17 protein-coding genes are annotated in these 20,278 nt (G+C 66.9%); 8 read left to right on the top strand and 9 right to left on the bottom strand.

The genetic code is table 11. From position 1 onward, the window contains the following. Positions 1–301: 301 nt before the first annotated feature. The 4 genes from AC07RM_RS03330 to AC07RM_RS03315 form a co-directional block, all read right to left on the bottom strand. Complete coding sequence (locus AC07RM_RS03330) at positions 302–1,333, bottom strand: DEAD/DEAH box helicase family protein (RefSeq protein WP_495332968.1); 1,032 nt, start codon at positions 1,331–1,333, stop codon at positions 302–304. Next, on the bottom strand, positions 1,318–2,865 hold the full coding sequence (locus AC07RM_RS03325; protein WP_495332966.1) for an ATP-dependent nuclease: 1,548 nt from the start codon (positions 2,863–2,865) through the stop codon (positions 1,318–1,320). Before AC07RM_RS03325 ends, AC07RM_RS03330 begins: the two co-directional genes overlap by 16 nt. Before the next feature lie 478 nt (positions 2,866–3,343). Further along, the gene (locus AC07RM_RS03320) at positions 3,344–5,071 is read right to left on the bottom strand and encodes a hypothetical protein (protein WP_495332964.1); all 1,728 of its coding nucleotides are present in this window, start codon (positions 5,069–5,071) and stop codon (positions 3,344–3,346) included. 398 nt (positions 5,072–5,469) lie between these two features. Next, positions 5,470–6,321, bottom strand: a complete 852-nt coding sequence (locus tag AC07RM_RS03315) for a LysR family transcriptional regulator (RefSeq protein ID WP_495332962.1) — start codon at positions 6,319–6,321, stop codon at positions 5,470–5,472. 95 nt (positions 6,322–6,416) lie between these two features. Here AC07RM_RS03315 and AC07RM_RS03310 point away from each other — a divergent pair, with 95 nt between their 5' ends. The 5 genes from AC07RM_RS03310 to AC07RM_RS03290 all read left to right on the top strand — a co-directional run bounded on the left by AC07RM_RS03310 (position 6,417) and on the right by AC07RM_RS03290 (position 12,603). Further along, positions 6,417–7,298: a DMT family transporter gene (locus AC07RM_RS03310; protein WP_495332960.1), complete on the top strand. Its 882-nt coding sequence runs from the start codon at positions 6,417–6,419 to the stop codon at positions 7,296–7,298. 83 nt (positions 7,299–7,381) lie between these two features. Then, on the top strand, positions 7,382–8,560 hold the full coding sequence (locus AC07RM_RS03305) for an alpha/beta hydrolase (RefSeq protein WP_495332958.1): 1,179 nt from the start codon (positions 7,382–7,384) through the stop codon (positions 8,558–8,560). 4 nt (positions 8,561–8,564) lie between these two features. Next, entirely contained in the window at positions 8,565–9,806 is a 1,242-nt protein-coding gene (locus AC07RM_RS03300; protein WP_495332956.1) for an MFS transporter, read from the top strand. A gap of 32 nt (positions 9,807–9,838) precedes the next feature. Next, the gene (locus tag AC07RM_RS03295; protein WP_495332954.1) at positions 9,839–11,014 is read left to right on the top strand and encodes an acetyl-CoA acetyltransferase; all 1,176 of its coding nucleotides are present in this window, start codon (positions 9,839–9,841) and stop codon (positions 11,012–11,014) included. A 14-nt stretch (positions 11,015–11,028) separates the two neighbouring features. Then, positions 11,029–12,603: an acyl-CoA synthetase gene (locus AC07RM_RS03290; RefSeq protein ID WP_495333414.1), complete on the top strand. Its 1,575-nt coding sequence runs from the start codon at positions 11,029–11,031 to the stop codon at positions 12,601–12,603. Between the two features lie 13 nt (positions 12,604–12,616). Here AC07RM_RS03290 and AC07RM_RS03285 read toward each other — a convergent pair whose 3' ends face one another. After that, positions 12,617–14,116 carry an aminotransferase class V-fold PLP-dependent enzyme gene (locus tag AC07RM_RS03285; protein WP_495332952.1) on the bottom strand — a complete coding sequence of 500 codons (1,500 nt, stop codon included), beginning with the start codon at positions 14,114–14,116 and terminating at the stop codon, positions 12,617–12,619. A 59-nt stretch (positions 14,117–14,175) separates the two neighbouring features. Then, positions 14,176–14,643, bottom strand: a complete 468-nt coding sequence (locus tag AC07RM_RS03280) for a Rid family detoxifying hydrolase (protein ID WP_431514350.1) — start codon at positions 14,641–14,643, stop codon at positions 14,176–14,178. Between the two features lie 209 nt (positions 14,644–14,852). On the opposite strand from AC07RM_RS03280, the gene AC07RM_RS03275 reads away from it, so the two are divergent. Together AC07RM_RS03275 and AC07RM_RS03270 are read left to right on the top strand one after the other, a co-directional pair. Next, on the top strand, positions 14,853–16,238 hold the full coding sequence (locus tag AC07RM_RS03275; protein ID WP_495332949.1) for a cache domain-containing protein: 1,386 nt from the start codon (positions 14,853–14,855) through the stop codon (positions 16,236–16,238). A 61-nt stretch (positions 16,239–16,299) separates the two neighbouring features. Next, positions 16,300–17,025: a response regulator gene (locus tag AC07RM_RS03270; RefSeq protein WP_495332947.1), complete on the top strand. Its 726-nt coding sequence runs from the start codon at positions 16,300–16,302 to the stop codon at positions 17,023–17,025. On the opposite strand, the gene AC07RM_RS03265 is transcribed toward AC07RM_RS03270, so the two are convergent. Beyond that, on the bottom strand, positions 17,000–17,818 hold the full coding sequence (locus AC07RM_RS03265; protein ID WP_495332945.1) for a glycerophosphodiester phosphodiesterase: 819 nt from the start codon (positions 17,816–17,818) through the stop codon (positions 17,000–17,002). The two genes, AC07RM_RS03270 and AC07RM_RS03265, sit on opposite strands and share 26 nt — an antisense overlap. Before the next feature lie 145 nt (positions 17,819–17,963). On the opposite strand from AC07RM_RS03265, the gene AC07RM_RS03260 reads away from it, so the two are divergent. Next, a complete protein-coding gene (locus AC07RM_RS03260) occupies positions 17,964–18,254 on the top strand; it encodes a DUF1330 domain-containing protein (RefSeq protein WP_093347137.1) in 291 nt (96 codons plus the stop codon). Between the two features lie 33 nt (positions 18,255–18,287). On the opposite strand, the gene AC07RM_RS03255 is transcribed toward AC07RM_RS03260, so the two are convergent. After that, positions 18,288–19,268 carry a tripartite tricarboxylate transporter substrate-binding protein gene (locus tag AC07RM_RS03255; protein WP_495332943.1) on the bottom strand — a complete coding sequence of 327 codons (981 nt, stop codon included), beginning with the start codon at positions 19,266–19,268 and terminating at the stop codon, positions 18,288–18,290. Further along, complete coding sequence (locus AC07RM_RS03250) at positions 19,265–20,161, bottom strand: LysR family transcriptional regulator (RefSeq protein WP_057594162.1); 897 nt, start codon at positions 20,159–20,161, stop codon at positions 19,265–19,267. The genes AC07RM_RS03255 and AC07RM_RS03250 overlap by 4 nt, the downstream gene beginning before the upstream one ends. Positions 20,162–20,278: the final 117 nt, after the last annotated feature.

Below are 20,278 nucleotides of genomic sequence, written 5' to 3'. Positions count from 1 at the left end.
CTATGACATCCGGCGTTTCGATTTCTCCTCCGCGGAAGGCCACGTGATTTGCCGCTTTGCTCCGGGGGATGGGGCGATTTCTTTCGACTATTCAGTGGCCGGTATGGCGAGATGGAATATCGCGCTGGTTGGTCTGAGCTCACTTGATGTGGAAACGTCAGCAGGAAACCTCCTTCTCGTGGGCCGTGTGAGGGTCGCGGTCTCGCAGCGCAGCCGGAAAATTTCGGCTGGCAAGCGCCAGCGTGATGTGTGTGGCGACCGCGCCCGAGACACCGGCCGCCCGCGTTCGGCGCTGCAACAGTCAGGAGCGCTTGTAGCCCTTCAGCAGGGATTCCGGAACGAATGTCAGATTGCCTCTTGCCCGGGAACAGGCAACGTAAAGCTTGTTGCGCGTCTCCGGGTTGATGTCCCGGAAGCTGCCGGCATTCCAAGCCTTCACGTTGCCGGGATTCAGTACCACGCATACATCCTCATAGCGGTCCATGCCCTTGGACGCGCCCCAGTTCTGGGAGAAGCAGCCGTACTTCTGGTGCTCTTTGTAGAACAGTTTGACCGTTCCAGGATCTTGGTAGAGGGCCGCAACCGCTGGCGGGTCATCCTCGAAGCGTACAGCAGTGATCCGCTCGTCATGCGCCTGGATGTCGATGCCGATCTTCTCCGAGATGAAGTCGCACACGCTCTTGCTGCAGCGGCGGCTGCGCTTGAGGCTGTCGGTATCGACCTTCATCCGAGCTCGCTCAAACCTTTTCTTGTAGGCATCGTAGTTCTCATGCAGGTTGGCATTGACGTTGCCGTCACGGCTCGTGTCGAAGGTGTGCTGATGGAAGTCGCCGACGAAGCTCATGTTCACCTGGGCTGCGCTGATGCTTAACAGAAAGTTGAAGTCATGCCCACCGAAATCCTGGACCTCGTCGACGAAGAAGACGTCGAAGTACTTTTCAATGCGGGCCACCACCGCTCCGACCAAGCCGGACTGCTCGATAAACTTCGCGAGGCGGTTTGCATAGAGCCACCGGCCAGGCGACATGTAGCGCCGGTCATCGGTCAGGGGGTAGACCGGAAACCGGTCGGGCGCATTGAAGGTAATGCCGCGCGTGTTCTTCTTCGAGCGCAGGAAAGGCCGGTAGCAGAAGCTGTGCAGGAACCGGAAGTAGGTGTAGATCGCGATATTGGGCGGTAAGTAGCCGAAGCGCTCAATGACCTTGGCGCGTAGGTTGTCGTGGTTGGCCTCGGTATACGTGACCAGCAGGAAGCGTCTCACCTCGTCCAGCGCAGAAACCAGGCGGGTAGTCTTGCCCGATCCAGCGACCGCAAAGACTACGCTCTTATCCACGCCACCGCCTGCTGGATGTAGGCCGGGGCTGCCAGTGCGGCGCCTTTCTTCTCCAGCAACTGGAACGCGGCGTCGGTCTTGTTCTTCAGCATATAGTCCTCGACGCTCAGGGTCTTGCGGCTCGCCGCGAACAGATCCTCGCAGGCGGCCTGGTTGGCCTGGTACATGCAGACCTCGAAGGTATGGCGGGTGTTGTCGGGATCCGCAAAGACCTGGATGGACGCCGAAACGTGGTCCACGTAGTTCGCGACGCAGTTGGCTGTATGGTCTTTGTCGTTGTCGCGGATCGCTGCCACCTTGATGCCCAGCAGCTTGGCAAGTTCGAGGTAGCGCTTGAAGCTGGTGCCATCGACCGAGATCACATGGATGCCGTCGGCATCCAGGCTGCACCCGGGTGCGCTGATCTTATAGAGGGCTTCCATGAGGATGAACTCCGCGTCGCCCTCGACAAGGATCGCCTTCTTGCACAAGGCTAGCTCCAGGACGTTGTTGTCGGGGGCCTTCATGAAGAACTCGGCGGTTCCCGGACTGAGATCCTTCAGGCTGGCTGGCCGCGACGGGGTTTCCTCGCTCAGGATCAGGACCTTCCGGAGATTCAGCCGCGTGGCGATGAAGCTGCTGTGCGTGGCGACAAAGAGCTGCTTCTTAACGGATGCGCGGATACGCTCGATCAGCTTGCGCATATGCACCTGGCTGAGATGGTTCTCCGGCTCTTCCAACAGCAGCACGTCAAGTGCATGCTCACGGTTGCGCAGTGCGAACTCGGTCTTGATGAAGCACTGCCGGCCCTTGCCCTTGCTGTCCACCGGGATGTCGTCCTCGGTGATGATGATGTCGGTCTCGACGCTGGATTTCGGGCTGGTCCTGACGTCGAACTTGTAGGCGTCTAGCGCGTCGTTCATCGTCTTGAAGACGTCATCCTTAAATTTCGCCTTCGCTTTACGGTACTCGAAGCCGTGCAGGTTGCGCTGGGCAACGCTCGCATGCGCTGCATACATTGAGCGCGTGTATTCACGCGTGGCGTGCTCGTTGTTGATTAGCGAGCTGTCGATCAGCAGGTGCCGCAGCGGTTTCTTGTAGGTAAAGACAGGGTCGTCCGTGAACGTCAGGAAATGCACGCTGTAGTACTCGAAGGGGAAGTTCTCGTGCTTCTCCGCCAGGATGGCTTGAATTTCCTTCGTGTACTCGTCGACAGGCTTGCACACCATCTTGATGCCCAGGTGGTCGGCACCCTTGCTGTTGTTGCGCCCATCCAAGTCATGGCGGCCCGGCAGGTCATCGAAATAGACTTCGATCAGCAGTACGGGCAGATCGGCAATTTTCCTGGCGCCCGCGAGAAACTCGGCGATGCAGTCGGCGTTGAACAGCGCTTCGAGCCCAATGCCCTCGACCTTGCTACGACTGGCGCTCAGCACCATGTCCATGGCCTGCAGCACCGAACTTTTCCCGGCTTCGTTGCCGCCAACGAGGATGTTCAACTCCGGATCGAATTCCAGTTCCAGCGCCTTGAAGCGCTTGAAATTTTTGAGCACTAACCGCCGTATTGTTCCCACGCCATTTTCTCCCATTCAGTACCGAATTAGATCGGCAATGCTCGCGATGCCGCCCTGCTTGGCGCGCTATCGGATCTACACATCCAGGATGGTACCCGCGGTGAATCCCGACGATGTTAGAGAACGGCCTGGCGACGCTACAGCGAATGCTTGGTCGGCTACGGTTCCCAGAGCGGTCCTCCATGCTGAAAGCGTGACGGACAGTAACCGCTGCGAAATGCTCGGTTGCTTAGTCGTCGTCGGATTGAGACTAGTTGGAGCCATTCGCAAAGCGCGCTTCGAGCGGCGGATATCCGCCCCTTTTGCCGGCATCTTTTGATCGGATTTGACACCGGTGGAGCTGCGCTGTTCAACGCTCCAAGCGAAAAGTTAATCAGGCGCTCGCGCGAGATTCCGTAGCTAGCCGACAGTTGCAGGTACGGTATGGGCAGCATTAAGACGGCCGCACCTTCGCGAATCAAGCCTTCGGCCTCCGGTTCCAGTAAGCGTCCCGAAGCGCCGTGAAAAGTGTGACGTCACCATCGAAGAGCCGCTCGGCGATCTCGGTATCCGGCAAGCGCTGCAACTGTGCACCTTGCGCAATCCCCAAGATTTCAGAAGCAGCCCACGAACCGCAAGCCGCAATCCGCTGGACATCAGCGCTGTGATTGGCAAGTGTGTACTCGCGCCAGTCTGGGATGTCTTTCAACACGCACAGCACGCTGTGGCCCAGCGAGTCGTAGTCGATCCAGTTGTGCTCTGTCGGATAAACCTCACCCCCAAGTCCTCGGCCGTCCAGGCTCCTCCAGTAGTCAGCGCCGTCACTGAGCAGCAGACGTTCTGCATTCCATGAATCATTTAGCAGCGTATGCGCCCGGTTCAAGTTGAAGCGTCCACGAAACTGCTGCTTGTCGGCGCACTGATGCACGAACCGCTCGGTGAGCAGATACGCGTGCACGTCGAGTTGCCGGAGGTTATGTCCCTCGGGGGTCGACATGAATTGGGCGTAGTCGAACTCATCAAAAAAGTGGCGCACTTGCTGGTGTCGGATGCGCCCCAGCTGCGTTAACGTCGGGATGAGCGCCATCGAAATCTTCGACAGCCTTCGCGCGCAGGCCGCAAACTGGAGCACAGCCCTGAACTCCGGCGCAGCCAGGAAGGCCGTGAGCGAGAGTGCAATGAGTTTCTTGATCGGCACCTCCAGATTGGTGCCGGGCTGCTGGGCACCAAGCCAGGCAGGCATCCAACTAGCCTCACGTCCTGACTTGCCGAACTCTATGAGGGTTCTTAGAGCCTGCGACACGTAGTGGTCGTTCAAGTTCCCAGGATGGTCCGGAAACATCGCGTACATCAACTCGAACGCGCCCGGCTTCGCCTTGTCTACTAGAGACTTGGCGACAACCTCGAGGCCGCGCGCTGTCTGGCCTGAAAAGAACTCGGTCGCGACAATGTCCCGGATAGATGCCTTTTCAATCGTTCTGCGCCATTGTGCGTCTTCGTCAGTGGAGGGTTTTACTTTTCGCCAGTTTTCGTAAACCGTCGCACGCGCATCCTGCACCCGCCGTTGCATGGCATCCGAAAACTCCTCAATTCGGCCGGGCGTCATCTCCAGCTGCAGGACGCGGCTGGCCACCTTGAGCGCGCGCCGCTTCTGGAAGAACCAAGCCTGCCACGGACCGAGCAGAGCCTGCAACACGTGGAATTGCTCCGGCAGCTTCTTGACCTCTACGCGCGCGGCTGGCTGGGTGACGCTCTCATCGCGGTCATACACCTCAAAAACTCGCCCGTCACATAGCACAACGAGAGCAGCGTCGATTTCCGGATGCACCGCATACAGCAGCGCCTGTTGCAATTCCGCGGAGGTGAACTTCAGGGGCTTGCGCTTGACCTTCTTAGCCTCGATCACCCAGAAGGCCTGTGACCACAAAGTCATTCGGTAGTCGATGAACAAGTCGCCGTCGGCCACTTTCAGGTGCTTTTCACGCTGTGTGGAGAAGTAGGTTTCCTTGGCATAGCCCAGGAGCCGGATGACGGGATCAATGATCTCTGCCCGGACATCTTCCTCCGAATAGGTCGAGACGTCGTACTTCGAAATGCGCTCCAGCTCTGCGATCTGCGCTGGGGTTAGAGGCCGTGGAGCCTTCGAGTGGAGCAGCAGCTCTCTGATGTCAGCAGCGGTTTCGATTTGAGGGCGTTTGGAGGCCATGGAGATTCGACGAGCGTGGCTAATGCGCTTGCATTATCGGGGCGGTGTGGTCAACGAGCACGGGCCTCGGCCGTGTACGAGCGACCGGTTTGGCCGATAGTACATATTCGCCTCGCCACAGCCAACGTCAGGAACCTGCACAGCCGACTCTCATGGCGAGCCTCTGAAGAGGCTATTGAGATCTTCCTACGACTTGCGTTGAGCGCCTGCTTTTCGGTGCGACCGATGTTCGCGATGGAGCAAAAAACCGCCTCTGACTCAGACCATTGAGCCAATCCCCCATCTGCAAGCTGTCGCCCGCCTCGGCGAACGCTAGCAGCAGCGCGACCAGCTCACAGCCGTAAAGCAATCGCCTCCCGTCGTTGCTATTCGCAATGGCTGCTAACGGATCGCGCCAGTCAGAGCCCAATAGCCCCCACGATGTGATCCGCCAACAACCCAGCCGCCCGCGGCAGACCAGTCGCCCGATGCAGCCGTATATCCGCCCCAGGCAACCGCGGCATGCCATCGCGTTCCGACAGCGCCCGCAGCCTCGGCGGAAAGGTGCCCGACTTCACCACCGTCACCGCCAGTCCCTGCGCCGCAATGGACTCCACGGCCGCGAGGCTATGGCTCACGAAGGCCAGTCGCCATGGCCGCCCCGACGCATCGAGCGCCTCGGTCGCCCATTGGCGGAACAGGCAGCCCTGCGGATAGAGCGCGACCGGCAGCGGGTCCTGCGATTCCACCGATTGAGAAACGGCGGTGGCCCAGACCGCCTGCTCGCGCCGCAGCAGCTCGCCGCCGCCCTGGCCTTCGGGATGCATCGCGATCACGAGGTCGAAGTCCTCGCCCAGTCGCTCGGGCATGCGCGCGGTCAGGCCGGTCTCCATCTCGATGTGGATGCGCGGGTAGGCGGCCACGAAGCTGGCGAGCACGGGCGGCACGACGAAGCTGCCGTAGTCGTCCATGACGCCGAGCCGCACGCGGCCCTCGACCTTGTGTTGCTGCAGATGGCCCACCGCCTCGTCGTTGAGCAGCAGGATGCGGCGCGCATAACCGAGCAGCCCCTCGCCCGCGAGGCTCAGCTCGACGGTGACCTTGGTGCGGTGAAAGAGCGCGGTGCCCAGCCGCTCCTCGAGCCGCTTGATCTGCATGCTCACGGCCGACTGCGTGCGGTTCAGCGCCGTTGCCGCGCGGGTGAACGAACGGTGGTCGGCCACGGCCACGAAGGCCTTCAGCAGCTCGGGATCGAGCGTCGGGATGCTCATTCGATTCGTTGATCAGAGTGACCAAATAAATTCCATTGATTGATGATAGAGGGCTGCCTACGCTGCTGTCACTTCATCGATCAGGGAGTACGAGCGTGGGAGAACTCTTGGGCATCGCGGCCGCGATGCTGTCCAGCGCGCTGGGCGGCGCCGCGGTGGGCGCAACGCGCTATGTCGCGGGTGTCATCGATCCGGTGGCGCTCGGCGCCTTTCGCTTCGGCATCGGCTTCTGCCTGTTGCTGCCGATGGCGCTGCTGCGCACCGGCGAGTCGTGGCCCGCGCCGCACGACTGGCCCGCGGCCGCCGGGCTGGGGCTGTTGTTCTTCGGGCTGTTCTCGTTGCTCTTCAATGCCTCGCTGCACCACACGACCGCCGCGCGCGGCGCGCTGGCGCTGTCGGCGCTGCCGCTGCTCACCATGGCGGTGGCGGGCGTACTGCGCGTCGAGCCCTTCACGCGCCGCAAGACGATCGGCGTGCTGATCGCGATGGCGGGCGTGGGGCTGGCGCTGCTGTCGGGGTTGCGCACCGCACCGCCCGATGCCTGGCGCGGCGACCTGCTGATGCTCGCGGCCGCGCTGTGCATGGCGTTCTACAGCGTGGGCTCGCGTCCGCTGATCCGTCGTTCGGGGCCGCTGACCTTCACGGCCGTGGCGATGGCGGTCGGCGCGCTGTGCCTCACGGGCATCGCCTGGCAGGGCCGCAGCTTCGCGCCGGTGGCTTCCTTCAGCACGGCCCAATGGCTGGCCATCGCCTACCTCGGCGTGTTCGGCGGCGCGATCGTCTTCTTCCTCTGGGCCTTCGCGCTCGGCCGCACCACGCCCACGCGCGTGGCGATCTCGATGACGGTCAATCCGGTGGCGGCCGGCCTGGTGGGCGCCTGGCTGCTGGCGGAGCCGCTGCGGTGGAACCTCGTCGTGGGGCTGCTGGCCGTGCTGGCGGGGATCGTGATTGCGGCGACCAGAGCGGCGCGCGGGTAGGTCGAGTGTGCACTCGGTAAAGAAGACCCCTGTACCTCCACCGGGGGACTGCCATCCCCCCCGCCCGGTCCTACATTCCCCCCATGACCGAGTCCTTCACCGTCCAGACCGAGTGGGTGCACCTCCAGTACGACGAGCACGCCGCCTTCACCGAGACCTACGGCTTCTCCGGCAACCAGGGCGCGGTGAACCTCGAGGCGATCCGCTTCAGGCCCGAGGGCCAGGCGTCCGACACGCTGATGGTCTTCATGCATCCCGCGTCGACGCTGCAACTGCTGCCGGTGCCGCGCGCGATGGCGGCCACCGGCGCGCACGTGCTGTGCGCGGGCAGCCGCTACCAGCGCAACGACACGGCGCTGATCATGGAAAAAGTGTTCCTCGACCTGAGCGCCTATATCCGCCATGCGAAGCAGGTCTGGGGCTATCGCCACGTGGTGCTGGTGGGCTGGTCGGGCGGCGGGGCACTGGCGGTGAGCTACCAGGCCGAAGCCGAGGACCCGCGCATCACGCACACACCTGCTGGCGACGCGGTCGATCTCAAGGGCAAGGGGCTGATCCCGGCCGACGCGGTGATCTACCAGGCCGCGCACCTCTCGCGCGCGCACCTGCTGGCCGAGACCATCGATCCCTCGGTGAAGGACGAGCTGAACCCCGACGACCGCGACGTCGAGTTCGACATCTACGACCCGCGCAACCCGAACCAGCCGCCGTATTCGCCGGCCTACATCCAGCGCTACCGCGTGGCGCAACTCGACCGCATGCGCCGCATCACGGCCTGGGCGCGGTCGAAGCTGGCCGAGCTCCAGGCGCGCAACACCGGCGAGATGGAACGGCCCTTCCTCGTGCACCGCACGCTGGCCGATCCGCGCTTTCTCGATTCCACGCTCGATCCCAACGACCGCCGGCCGCGCTGGTGCTACATGGGCAATCCGGAGACGGTGAACTCCGGGCCGGTCGGGCTCGCGCGCTTCACCACCTTGCGCAGTTGGCTGTCGCAATGGTCGCTCGACGACTCCTGCGGCAACGGACTCGAAGGCGCGCGCCGCATCCGCGTGCCGCTGCTGGTGATCGAGAACAGCGCCGACGACGCGGTGCCGACCACGCATCCCAGGATGCTGTTCGAGGCCGCGGCCTCGCCCGACAAGCTCTTTCGCGTGGTGAAGGGCGCGACCCACTACTACGCCGGCCAGCCCGAGCTGCTGCAGGAAGCCACGGCGCTGATCCGCGGCTGGCTGCAGGAGCGCGACCTGCTCGAGCGCTGAGCCCGTGAAGACCGGCGCTGTCGCCGCAGTCGCTGCGATGGGGCCGGCGCTGGTCGTCGGCGTGGTCACGCTCTCGACCGCGGTCCAGCCGCTGGGCACCGACCTCTACCTCGCGGCGCTGCCCGCGATCCGCAACGAGTACGCGGCGCGCGTGGGCGTGGTGCAGCTCACGCTCGCGGTGCTGGTGTTCAGCTTCGGATTGAGCCAGCTGCTGTGGGGCCCGGCTTTCGACCGCTTCGGCCGCCGGCCGGTGCTGGTGGCGGGCTTCCTGCTGTACGCGGCGGGCGCCGCGGTGGGCGCGATGGCGCCGAACATCGAGGTGCTGATCGCCGCGCGCGCGGCGCAGGGCCTGGGCATCGCGGCCTGCATGGTCTGCGGCCGCGCGATCGTGCGCGACCTGTTCGAGCAGCAGCACGGCACGCATGTGATGACGGTCGCGATGTCGGTGCTGGCCTGCCTCACGATGCTGATACCCGTGACCGGCGCGCTGCTGGCCCAGACCCTGGGCTGGCGCGCCACGCTGTGGTCGATGGCGCTGTGCGGCCTGGCCGGCGCGCTGCTGGTGCTCGCGCGCGTGCCCGAGACGGCGCGCGCGCTCAAGCCCGATGCGTTGCGCCTCGGCCCGCTGCTCGCGGGCTATGCACGCATCGCGCGCGATCCGGCCTTCCAGTCGTGGACCTTGCTCAACGCCTTCGGCTACGCGGCCAACTTCGGCTTCTTCTCGAGCTCGGCCTACCTCTTCATCGAGACCTTCGGTGTCTCGCGCGTGGGCTTCGGGCTGGTGATCGGCGGTGCCTCGGTCACCTACCTCGCGGGCACCATGCTGTGCCGGCGCTGGATCGCGGCGCACGGCATCGTGACCTCGGTGCGGCGCGCGGGTTTCCTGTCGCTGCTGGCCGCGCTGCTGCTGGTGGTGCCGCAGCTTGCCGGCGCGCACACGGCCGGCACGCTCACGGCGGGCCTGTGGCTGATGCTGCTGGCCTACGGCATCCACCAGCCCTGCGGCCACGTCGGCATGGCCACGCCGTTCCCGCTGCAGGCCGGCGCGGCCTCGGCGCTCGGCGGCTTCATCTTCGCGGGCGCGGCCTTCCTCTGCGGCGGCTGGATGGGCCTGATGTACCGCAGCGGCAGCGCCGCCGTGCTGTCGCTCACCACGGGCGTGCTCGCGGCCGCGGCCGGCACGATCGCGCTGACCTTGGTACAACGTCATGGCCGGCCCGTGCCCGCGCGGCCCGCCGTGCCCTGAATCCCCGCTTTCCATTCCTTCCAGGAGACATCATGCGCAACGACAACGCCTACATCGTCGGCTGGGGCCACACCCCCTTCGGCAAGCTCGACAACGCCGAGCTCGAGCAGCTCATCCGCGACGCCGTGCAACCCGCGCTCGACAGCGCGGGCGTGGCGGCCGAGGACATCGACGGCATCTTCGTGGGCCACTTCAACGCCGGCTTCGTCGGCCAGGACTTCACGGCCGCGCTGCCCGCGGTGGCCATGCCCGAGTTCCGCCACACGCCGGCCGTGCGCTGCGAGAACGCCTGCGCCACCGGCTCGGCCGCGATCTGGGCCGCGCTCGACGCCATGGCCGCGGGCCGCATGAAGCGCACGCTGGTGATCGGCATGGAGCGCATGAACGGCCTGCGCACGCCCGAAGTGGCGGCCACGCTGATCAAGTGCTCGTACGTGAAGGAGGAGGGCGCCGACCCGGCCGGCTTCGCGGGCATCTTCGGCGGCATCGCGAGCAACTACTTCGAGCGCTTCGGCGACCAGTCGGACGCGCTCGCGGCCATCGCGGCCAAGAACCACGCCAACGGCATGCACAACCCCTATGCCCACATGCGGCGCGACTTCGGCTTCGACTTCTGCCGCACGCCCTCGGACAAGAACCCCTTCGTGTCGGGACCGCTCAAGCGGTCCGACTGCTCGCTGGTGTCCGACGGCGCGGCCGCGCTGGTGCTGTCGACCGAGCCGCTCGCGGGCGCCAGGGTGCCCGCGGTGCGCTGGCGCTCGCGCACGCACGTCAACGACTTCCTGCCGATGTCGCGGCGCGATCCGACGAAGTTCGAGGGCGCGGCCATGGCGTGGAAGAAGGGCCTGGCCTCGGCCGGCGCCTCGCTCGACGACCTGGGCTTCGTCGAGACGCACGACTGCTTCACCATCGCCGAGCTGCTCGAGTACGAGGCCATGGGGCTGGCGCCGCACGGCGAGGGCGCGCGCGTGATCCTCGACGGCGTAACGCGCAAGGACGGCCGGCTGCCGGTCAACCCCTCGGGCGGGCTCAAGTCCAAGGGTCATCCGATCGGCGCCACCGGCGTGTCGCAGCACGTGATGGCCGCGATGCAGCTCTCGGGTACGGCCGGCGGCATGCAGGTCGAGCGCACGCGCATGGGCGCGGTGTTCAACATGGGCGGCTCGGCGGTGGCCAGCTACCTCAGCATCCTGGAGCCGGCCTCGTGAGTGCGGCGCAGGCGATGAACCTGGGCCGGCTGCTCACGCAGACGGCCGCGCTCTTTGCCGAGCGGCCGGGCCTCATCCAGGAAGGCGGCCGCAGCTGGACCTGGGGCGAGATCGAAGCGCGGGTGGCCGCGATGACCGCGGCGCTGCGCGCGCTCGGACTGAAGAAGGGCGACCGCATCCTCGTGCAGTCGCGCAACAACCTGCAGATGTTCGAGAGCTGCTGGGTCGCGTTCCGCCTCGGCTGCGTCTGGGTGCCGACCAATTTCCGGCTCACGCCGCCCGAGGTGGCCTACCTCGGCGCATCGAGCGGCGCGGTCGCGATGATCGTGGAGGACATCTTCCCCGGCCACACCGACGCGGTGCGCGCGGCCTCGCCGGCGCTCGCGCACGTGGTCGCGATCGGCCGCGCGCGCGAGGGTGAGCATTCGTACGAGGAGCTGCTGCGCGCGCACGAGGCGCACGACGCAGCGCAGTCCGAACACGAGACCGTCGACCGCGACGACCCGCTGTGGTTCTTCTACACCTCGGGCACCACCGGTCGGCCCAAGGCCGGCGTGCTCACGCACGGGCAGATGGCCTTCGTGGTCGCCAACCACCTGGCCGACCTGATCCCGGGCACGACCGAACACGACCGCTCGATCGCGGTCGCGCCGCTGTCGCACGGCGCGGGCATCCATGCGCTGCTCAACGTGGCGCGCGGCGCGGCCACCGTGCTGCCGGCCAGCGAGAAGCTCGACCCCGAGGCCTTCTGGGCCTCGGTGCAGGCGCATCGCGTCAGCAACCTCTTCACCGTGCCGACCATCGTCAAGATGCTGGTCGAGCATCCGGCGGTCGACCGCTATGACCACAGTTCGCTGCGCCATGTGATCTACGCGGGCGCGCCGATGTACCGCGCCGACCAGAAGCTCGCGCTGCAGAAGCTCGGCAAGGTGCTGGTGCAGTACTTCGGGCTCGGCGAGGTCACCGGCAACATCACGGTGCTGCCCGCCGCCATGCATTCGGCCGACGACGAGGACCCGAACGCCAACATCGGTTCGTGCGGCCGCGCGCGCACCGGCATGGAGGTGGCGATCCTCGATGCCGACTTGCGCCGCCTGCCCACGGGCGAGGTCGGCGAGATCTGCGTGCGCGGCCCCGCCGTGTTCGCGGGCTACCACGGCAACGAGGAGGCCACGCGCAAGGCGCTGCGCGGCGGATGGTTCCACACCGGCGACCTCGGCCGGCTCGATGCGCGCGGCCTGCTCTACATCACCGGCCGCGAGTCCGACATGTACATCTCGGGCGGCTCCAACGTCTACCCGCGCGAGGTCGAGGAGGTGCTGCTCACGCATCCCGCGGTGGCCGAGGTGGCGGTGCTCGGCGTGCCCGATCCCAAGTGGGGCGAGGTCGGCGTGGCCGTGGTGGTGCGGCGCGAGGGCACGCAGATCGACTGCGATGCGCTGATCGCGCACCTCGACGGACGCTGTGCGCGCTACCGCTGGCCGCACCACGTGTTCTTCTGGGAGGCCTTGCCGAAGTCGGGCTACGGGAAGATCGCGAAGAAGGACATCCGGCAACTGCTGGTCGAGCGCGGGGAGATCGCGGCGTAGGCGGCGGCTTGCTTCAGGCCATGGCGCGCGAGGTCGCCCACATCGCCTCGACCAGCCGGTCGATATCCGCCGCGTCCGCCCACAGGTGGGTCGACACCCGCACGGCCCAGTGCCGCTGGGTGGCGCCGATGACCGGGACATCGACGTTGCGGATCAGGAAGCCCGGCGCGTGGTCGCTCATGAGCCTGGCCACGAAGCTGGCGGACTTCTCCCTGTTGCCGATGTCCGCCGGGTTCACGAAGGGATTGAACGAGGTGATCGCCGACAGCAGCCTGGGATCGTCCTTGGGCGAGTAGAGCCGGTCCACGCCCCACTTCTCGGCGATGCGCTCCTTGAGGTAGCTCGCCAGGGCCAGGTCGTAGGTCTCGATCTTCTTGCGGCCGATCTGGTCCCAGAGCTGGCCGGCCTTGACCAGCCCGTTCCACAGCGGCAGATGCATGCTGCCGCACACGCTGACCTGCGCGGCGATGTCGTAGGTCGCAGTCTGGTTGGTGCTGCGCGCCATCGGCTTGGCGAAGCTCGAGGTGTGAACGGGATACCACGTCGGCAGGGGCAGCGGGTTCGATGCCGCGCGGATCTTGTTGCGCACGATCAGGATGCCGGTCGATCCGGGCCCGCACTGCCACTTGTGGCCGGCACCGGACATGAAGTCCATGCCGAGCCTGGCGTAGTCGTAATGCATCATGCCCGGCAGATGCGCGCCGTCGACGATGCTGATCAGCTCGTACTTCCTGACGACGGTCATCAGTTCCTCGATCGGCAGCATGGTGCCGGTCTTGTAGGTGGGCGAGGACCACATCATGGCGCGCACCCGCTTGCCCGCGTTGCGCAGTTCGAGGATGCGCTGCTCGAAGAGATCGGCGTAGTCCGAGGCCCGCTGCGCGTTGCCCACCGGCAGCTCCACCCTCGACACCTCGATGCCGTAGCGGGCCTGCGCGATCCACAGCGGCGTGTCGCCGCCGATGTGCTCGTGGTTGGTCGTCACGACGACGTCGCCGCTCTTCCAGTCCAGGCCCAGGATCGCGTGGCACATGCCCGAGGAAGTGTTGGCCGAGAGCGCCAGCTCGTCGGGGTCGACCCCGAAGGCCGGCGCCAGCGCCTTGCGCTGCTCCATGAGGTCGGTGTAGCCGCTCGCCGATTCCCTGGCCTTCGCGCGGTTCTCCTCGTCGAACAGGTCGAGCACCAGCTTCGGCATCGATCCCGCGGTGCCGATGTTCATGAAGGTCTTCGCCGGGTTGAGCACGAACATGCCCTGGACCTGGGTCCAGAAGGCTTCGTCCTCGAGCAGGCGAAGGCGCAGTTGATCGGCCGCGGTGGGCAGCGTTCCCGCGAAGGCGATGCCGCCGCCGTCGCCACCCCCGCAGCCCGAGAGTTGGCCCAGCGCGGCGAGTCCGGCGCCCGCGCCCAGCACGCGCAGGAAATCCCGTCGCTTGGCGGACCATCGGTCGGCCGCTCGAACCGAAAGGTCCGGATGCGCGTTGGCGGCTTGCGTGCGTGGCTCGGCTGGATGCATTGTGTTTCTCCCTGCGTTGGCTCGATGAATGAATGGACAGCGGGTATCCGGTGGCGGCGCTACCTTCTTCCGGCGACGACCGCGATCTCGATCAGCACGTCGCGCGGCAGCCTCGCCACCTGCACCGTGGCGCGCGCGGGCGGCTGGCTCTTGAAGTACTCGCCGTACACGCGGTTCATCGCGGCGAAGTCGTTCAGGTCCTTCATGTAGACCGTGCTCATCAGCACGTCGGCGTGCGAGAGCCCCTGCGAGGCGAGCTTCTCGCCGATGTGGTCGAGCACCGCCTTGGTCTGCTCCTCGATGGTGGTGCCCTGGGTCGCGGTGCCCTTCGCATCCAGCGGGAGCACGCCCGAGAGATAGACGAGGCCGCCGTGCGCGACCATCTGCGAGTACGGGCCGATCGCCGGATAGATCCGGTCGGTCGAGAGCACCTGCCTGGCGGATGGCGGCGGCAGGGCGCAACCGGTCAGAAGCGCGGCGAGTGCGATCGCTGACAGCAGCGCGGGGCGGCGCGTGTGATGGTGCATGTGGTTTTCTCCCTCGGGGCACGATGAAAGGAATCGGTGCTGTGTCGTCGTGCTGGCGACCCGGGAAATTCTGCGGACCGTGCCGCCACGCACTCAGAGGACTTCTCCCCGCGTAGTCCTACGCGAAATATTCGCCGGCGCATTGCATGGCGTCCGCGGGAGATCGCGGTGCAATATCGCGGTGTTCGAACGGAAGAGGGATGGGAAAGATGAAAAGCAAGACCACGTTGCTGCTCACGCTCGTGCCGACCGCATTCACCCTGGCTGCGATCCTGCTGGCTGTCTACTTCTATTCGATCGAGCTCAGCAACCAGCAGCACCGGTTGCTCAAGGACGCGTTGATCGCGAGCAAGATGGCCGAGCTGCGCGGCTACGTGAAGCTCGCCCGCAGTGCCCTGCCATCGCGCGAGCAGCTCGAAGGCGGCGAGACGGACGAACGATCCGGGCGCTTCGCCGACCTGCTGTCGCGCCTCGACTTCGGCACCGACGGCTACTTCTTCCTCTACGACGACAAGGGCCGCAACCTGATGCATCCGCGGCAGCCCGACCTGGTCGGCCAGGACCTGATGGAGATGCGCGATCCCTACGGCGGCACGCCCATCAAGGACCTGGTGGCCGCGAGCAACCAGGGCGGCGGCTTCGTCTACTACTACTGGAACAAGCCCTCGGAGCGGCGCACCGTGCGCAAGCTCGGCTACGTGGAGCCGGTGTCGCCGTACCGCTGGATGCTGGGCACGGGCCTCTATGTCGACGACATCGAGAAGAGCATCCGGGAATTCGATGCACGGGCGCGGGCGAACATCCATGGCGGGCTGCTGGTGCTGCTGGCCGTGTCGGTGCTGTGCATCCTGCTCATCAGCGGCACCGGGCTGGCCCTGAACCTGCGCAACCAGCATCGCGCGACCGAGGCGCTGCGACAGCTCGCGCGCCGCGTCGTGCGCTCGCAGGAGGACGAGCGGGCGCGGGTGGCGCGCGACCTGCACGACGGCATCGGCCAGATCCTGGTGTCGATCAAGTGGCTGCTCGAAACCGCGATGGCGACGCAGGGGCGGGCCGCCGGACCCGCGGCCGTCCTGCCCGGCAAGCTGGGCTCGACGCAGTCGTTCCTGCAGCGCGCGCTCGAGCGCCTGGGCCAGGCCTTGCTCGAGATCCACCACATCTCGAACGACCTGCGGCCGGCCGCGCTGCAGGACCTGGGCCTGGCGGCGGCGCTGCGATCGATGGTGCTGGCGATCGGCGAGGAGGGCGGCCCGCGGGTTCGCTTCTCGGCCCACGGCGCGGGCGGCGAACTCACGCCGCAGCAGGGAACGGCGCTGTTCCGCATCTGCCAGGAGGCATTGACGAATGCGCGGCGGCATGCGGCCGCGCAGCGCATCGACGTGGTGCTGCTGTCCGCGTCGCGGCGCGTGATCCTGAGCGTTCGCGACGACGGCAAGGGATTCAACCCGCAGCGCGCGCATGCCGGTGGCGACGGCGGATCGGGACTCAGCCACATGCGGGAGCGCATGCTGATGCTGGGCGGAACGCTGTCCATCGACTCCACGGCTGCCGGGACCACGGTCACCGCGGTGCTGGAGCCGAGGGGCGCGGCATGAGCGCCGCGCCGGGCCGCCCCAGGCAAGCTCGCAGCGCAGTGCGAAGCACGAAGGGACTTCGATGAGCCAGTGCGACACCGTCAGCATCCTGCTGGTCGACGACCATCCCTTCGTTCGCGAAGGCGTGCGGGCACGCCTGGAGGCGGTTCCGGACTTCCGGGTCGTGGCGGAGGCCGACAACGCGGTGGATGGCCTGAGCCTCGCGCTGATGCATTCGCCGTCGCTGCTGCTGACCGACATCGGCATGGGCGGCATGACGGGCCTGCAGCTGGCCGAGAGCTGCCAGCAGCGACTCCCCGGCATGGCCGTGATCGTGCTGTCGATGCATGGCAGCCTCGATTACTTCGAGCGCGCGTTCCGGGCCGGCGCCAGGGGCTACGTGCTGAAGCACGCACCGGCCGACGAGCTCGTCGGTGCGATCCACGTCGTCGTCGGCGGCGGCAGCTATTTCAGTCCCGAGTTGATGCACCGGCGAGTCGGCGAATGCGGTGCCTCTTCAGATCGACTCCACCGGCTGACGGCGCGCGAGCGCTTCATCCTCGCGGGCGTCGCGCGCGGCCTGTCGAACCGCCAGATCGCGGCCGAACTGCAGATCTCGGCGCGCACCGTCGAAAGCTACAGGTTCAGCCTGAAGCGCAAGCTCGACATCACGGGCCAGGCGGCGCTGGTCAAGTTCGCGGTCGAGAGCGTGGCGGGTCTGGCGCGGGAAGTTCCGATGTTCGAGGGCGGTGCCGATCCCGGGGCCGGCCGTCGCGGCACCGTCACTGGCGATTCGGGCAGGCCGTGACGGCGTAGTGGTCGTCGTCCGTCAGGACGACCTTCACCTCGGGCAGCGCCGACAGGTGCCGTAGCAGCCCGGCATCGTTGACCGTCGACAGCAGGATCGCGGCCTCGCCGAAGGTGGCGGCCGTGACCGGCGTGTAGCGCGCGGCGTTCATCGAGAAGGCATCGGCCCCCACGAACGCATAGGCCAGCTTCATGAAGGCCGCATGCAGCCGGTACAACGGCGCACCGTACTTCCGATCATTGGGGCTGATGGCATAGCTGGTGTGCACGCCCTGGTCGGCCAGCCAGGACAGGTACAGCGGCTGGCTCGATTCCACGAACGCGCGCTCGGTGAGGCCGTAGCGCTCGAGCAGCGCGCTGAGCCGGTGCGTCGCCTGGTGGGCGGTCCAGGGCGAGAGCTTTCGCAGATCCTTCGCATCGAGCCAGAAGAGGCCGTTGCGCGGGGCGCTCGACAGCACCGCTTCCAGCCGCAGCGGCCGGCCGTCGAACAGGGTGTAGGGCCGGTCGTGCGAGACCACGAAGTCGTCCAGCTCGGGGTCGAAGAGCACGTCGATCTCCACGCCGGCCGCGCCGCGCCTGAAGGCCTCCGCCACGGCCCGCAGGCTGTTCTCGCCACCGGTGGCCGCATGGCCGCGATGGGCCCAGGCCTTCTGGCAGGAGGCAAAGACGAAGGCCGATGCCCGCGCCGCCGCCTGCCGGTAGAGCAGGTCGCTCAGCGACAGCAGGAGGCCGAACAGGAAGAGCGGCACCAGCAGCCATCGCCACCGGCGCCATCGAGCGGTTGCACCAGCCATGGAACCTCGCGGGCGGAAAGTGGAGGGAGTGCGATGCGGGCCAGCGGATTGGCCGGTGCAGTGTAGGTGGCTTGCGGCCGGGCCGAGGCGCGAGGCGCCTTGCCCCGCTATATTGAAAGCCTTTGGCAACTACAGAGAAATCAACATGGCAAAAGCCTATTGGGTCAGTGCATACCGTGCCGTCAAGGACGCCGACAAACTCGCGGCCTACGCGAAGCTGGCCGGTCCGGCCATCGCCGCGGGCGGCGGGCGTTTCCTGGCACGCGGCCTGCCCGCCAAGACCTACGAATACGGCCTGGCTGAACGCACCGTGCTGATCGAGTTCGACAGCGTGGCGCAGGCTACGGCCACCCACGACAGCCCCGACTACCAGGCCGCGCTGGTCGCGCTGGGCGACGGCGCCGAGCGCGATCTGCGGATCATCGAAGGCACCTGAGCGAAGCGGGAGCGGGCCGGACCGGGGCCCGCTTCAGTCCAGCGTGATCCCCGTGCGCCTGGACAGCGCCGCGTACTTGTCGACCTGCTGACGCAGGAAGGCGGCGAAGGCCGCCGGCGGCGCGACCGAGACCACCACCCCGCCGGCCGCCAGCCGGTCGTGCACCTGCGGGGTCTGCAGGGTCCGTGCGAGTGCGCTGCTCAGCGCCTCGACCTGCACCGGCGGCGTGTGCGCCGGTGCCACGAAACCATAGAAGCCGATCAGCTCGAAGCCGGGCAGCGACTCCGCGATCGCGGGCAGCTGCGGATAGGACGCGGCCCGCTGCGCGCTGGTGATGCCCAGCGCGCGCAGGCGCTGCGACTGCAGGTGCGGCAGCGCGCTCTCCAGGGTGACGAAGGCCAGCGGCAGATCGCCGTTGAGCAGCGCGCGGTAGATCTGCGCGCTGCCGTTGTAGGGCACGTGCTCGAGCGTCACGTCGGCCTCGATGGCGAGCAGCTCGCCGGCCAGGTGCGACACCGAGCCGATGCCCAGCGACGCGTACTGCAGCGGCGGATCGGTGCGCCTTGCCAGCGCGATCAACTGGGCCACGTCGCGCGCGGCGAAGCCCGGCTGCGTGACCAGCACGACGATCGAATGGCCGCCGAGGCACAGGGGCTCGAAATCGTCGAGCGCGTCGTAGGGCATCTGCTGGCGCATGGCCTCGTTGGCGGCATGCGGCGAGAACACCATGCCGATGGTGTTGCCGTCGGGCGCGGCCATGGCCACGGCCTGCGTGCCGACGATCATGCCGCCGCCCGCGCGGTTGTCGACCACCACCGGCCGATCGAGCACGCTCGACAGCTCCCTGGCGATCAGCCGTGCCATGAAGTCGGCGGCGCCGCCCGGGGCCTGCGGCACGATCATGCGCAGAGGCCGGCCCGTGTCATTGGCGGCCAGCGCGTGGCGGCCGGACAGGCCGGCGCACGCGATGGCGGCGAGCATCGCGCGCCGCGTCGCCAGCGTGCCGCCGTTCACCGCCGCAGCCTGCGCGAGGCGCGCCGGAACTCGTCGGCCAGCGCCGCGGCCGAGGGGGTCAGCGGCCGCTTCGTCGGCGTCACGAGATGCTGCACGGCCGGCGGCAGATCGAGCTTGATGGGCAGGACCTTGAGCAGCCCGCGTTCGCGCAAGGGCTCCAGCCCGCCCAGGCTGTTGAGCGTGACGAGGTCGCTCTGCAGCAGCATCGACACCAGCGCGCTCGAGGAATCGCAATGCGCCACCAGCGTCGGCGCCGGCAGGCCCTGCCGGGTCATCAGCGTGACGATCATCGGCCCGCCCGACTGCTGCACGCTGTAGAGCCAGCCATAGGGCACCAGCGCGGCCAGGTCGCGCGCATCGGCGGCCGGATGGCCCGCGCGCACGACGATGCCCATGTCGGAGCTGCACAGCTGCTCGGTGTGCAGGTCGGACAGGCTCTGGTCGGTGGGCAGCGGGCCGACCGCGAAGTCGATCCTGGCTTCGCGCAGCGCCGCGATGGTCGATGACGAGCGGCCGCCGAGCACGCTGATCAACGCATTCGGCGTGTGCTCGCGAAAGCGCGCCACCGCCGTGGGCAGCAGCATGGCCTCGGCCGTGGCCGACAGGCCCACCGTGATCAGCTTGCGGCCCTCGCCGCCGGCGCTCTCGAGCTCTTCCTGCAGATGGCGCAGCTCGGCATCGATCACGCGCGCGCGGCGCAGCACGATGCGGCCGAACTCGGTGGGCTCGACGCCGCGCGCGGAGCGCACCAGCAGCGGCACGCCCAGCGATTTCTCGAGCGCGGTGAGGTTCTTGCTGACGGCCGCCTGCGCAAGGCCGAGCTTGCGCGCGGCGGATCGAACGCTGCCGGTTTCGATGACGGCTATCAGATCTCGGAGGTGGGCCTCGCGCACTTTGTCTCGTGTCTCGTTGTCGTTGTGATCGGTCGGATTATCCGGCAAGCGTTCCCGGGGCGCAGCGGAGCCGCGGGCGTGTGCTGCATGCGCCGCAACGAGGGAAACGCCAGCATC

The sequence above is a fragment of the Variovorax sp. GW821-FHT09B05 genome, from assembly GCF_059418265.1.
The sequence above is the reverse complement of the archived record's forward strand: the minus strand, read 5'-3'. Positions and strand labels throughout refer to the sequence as shown.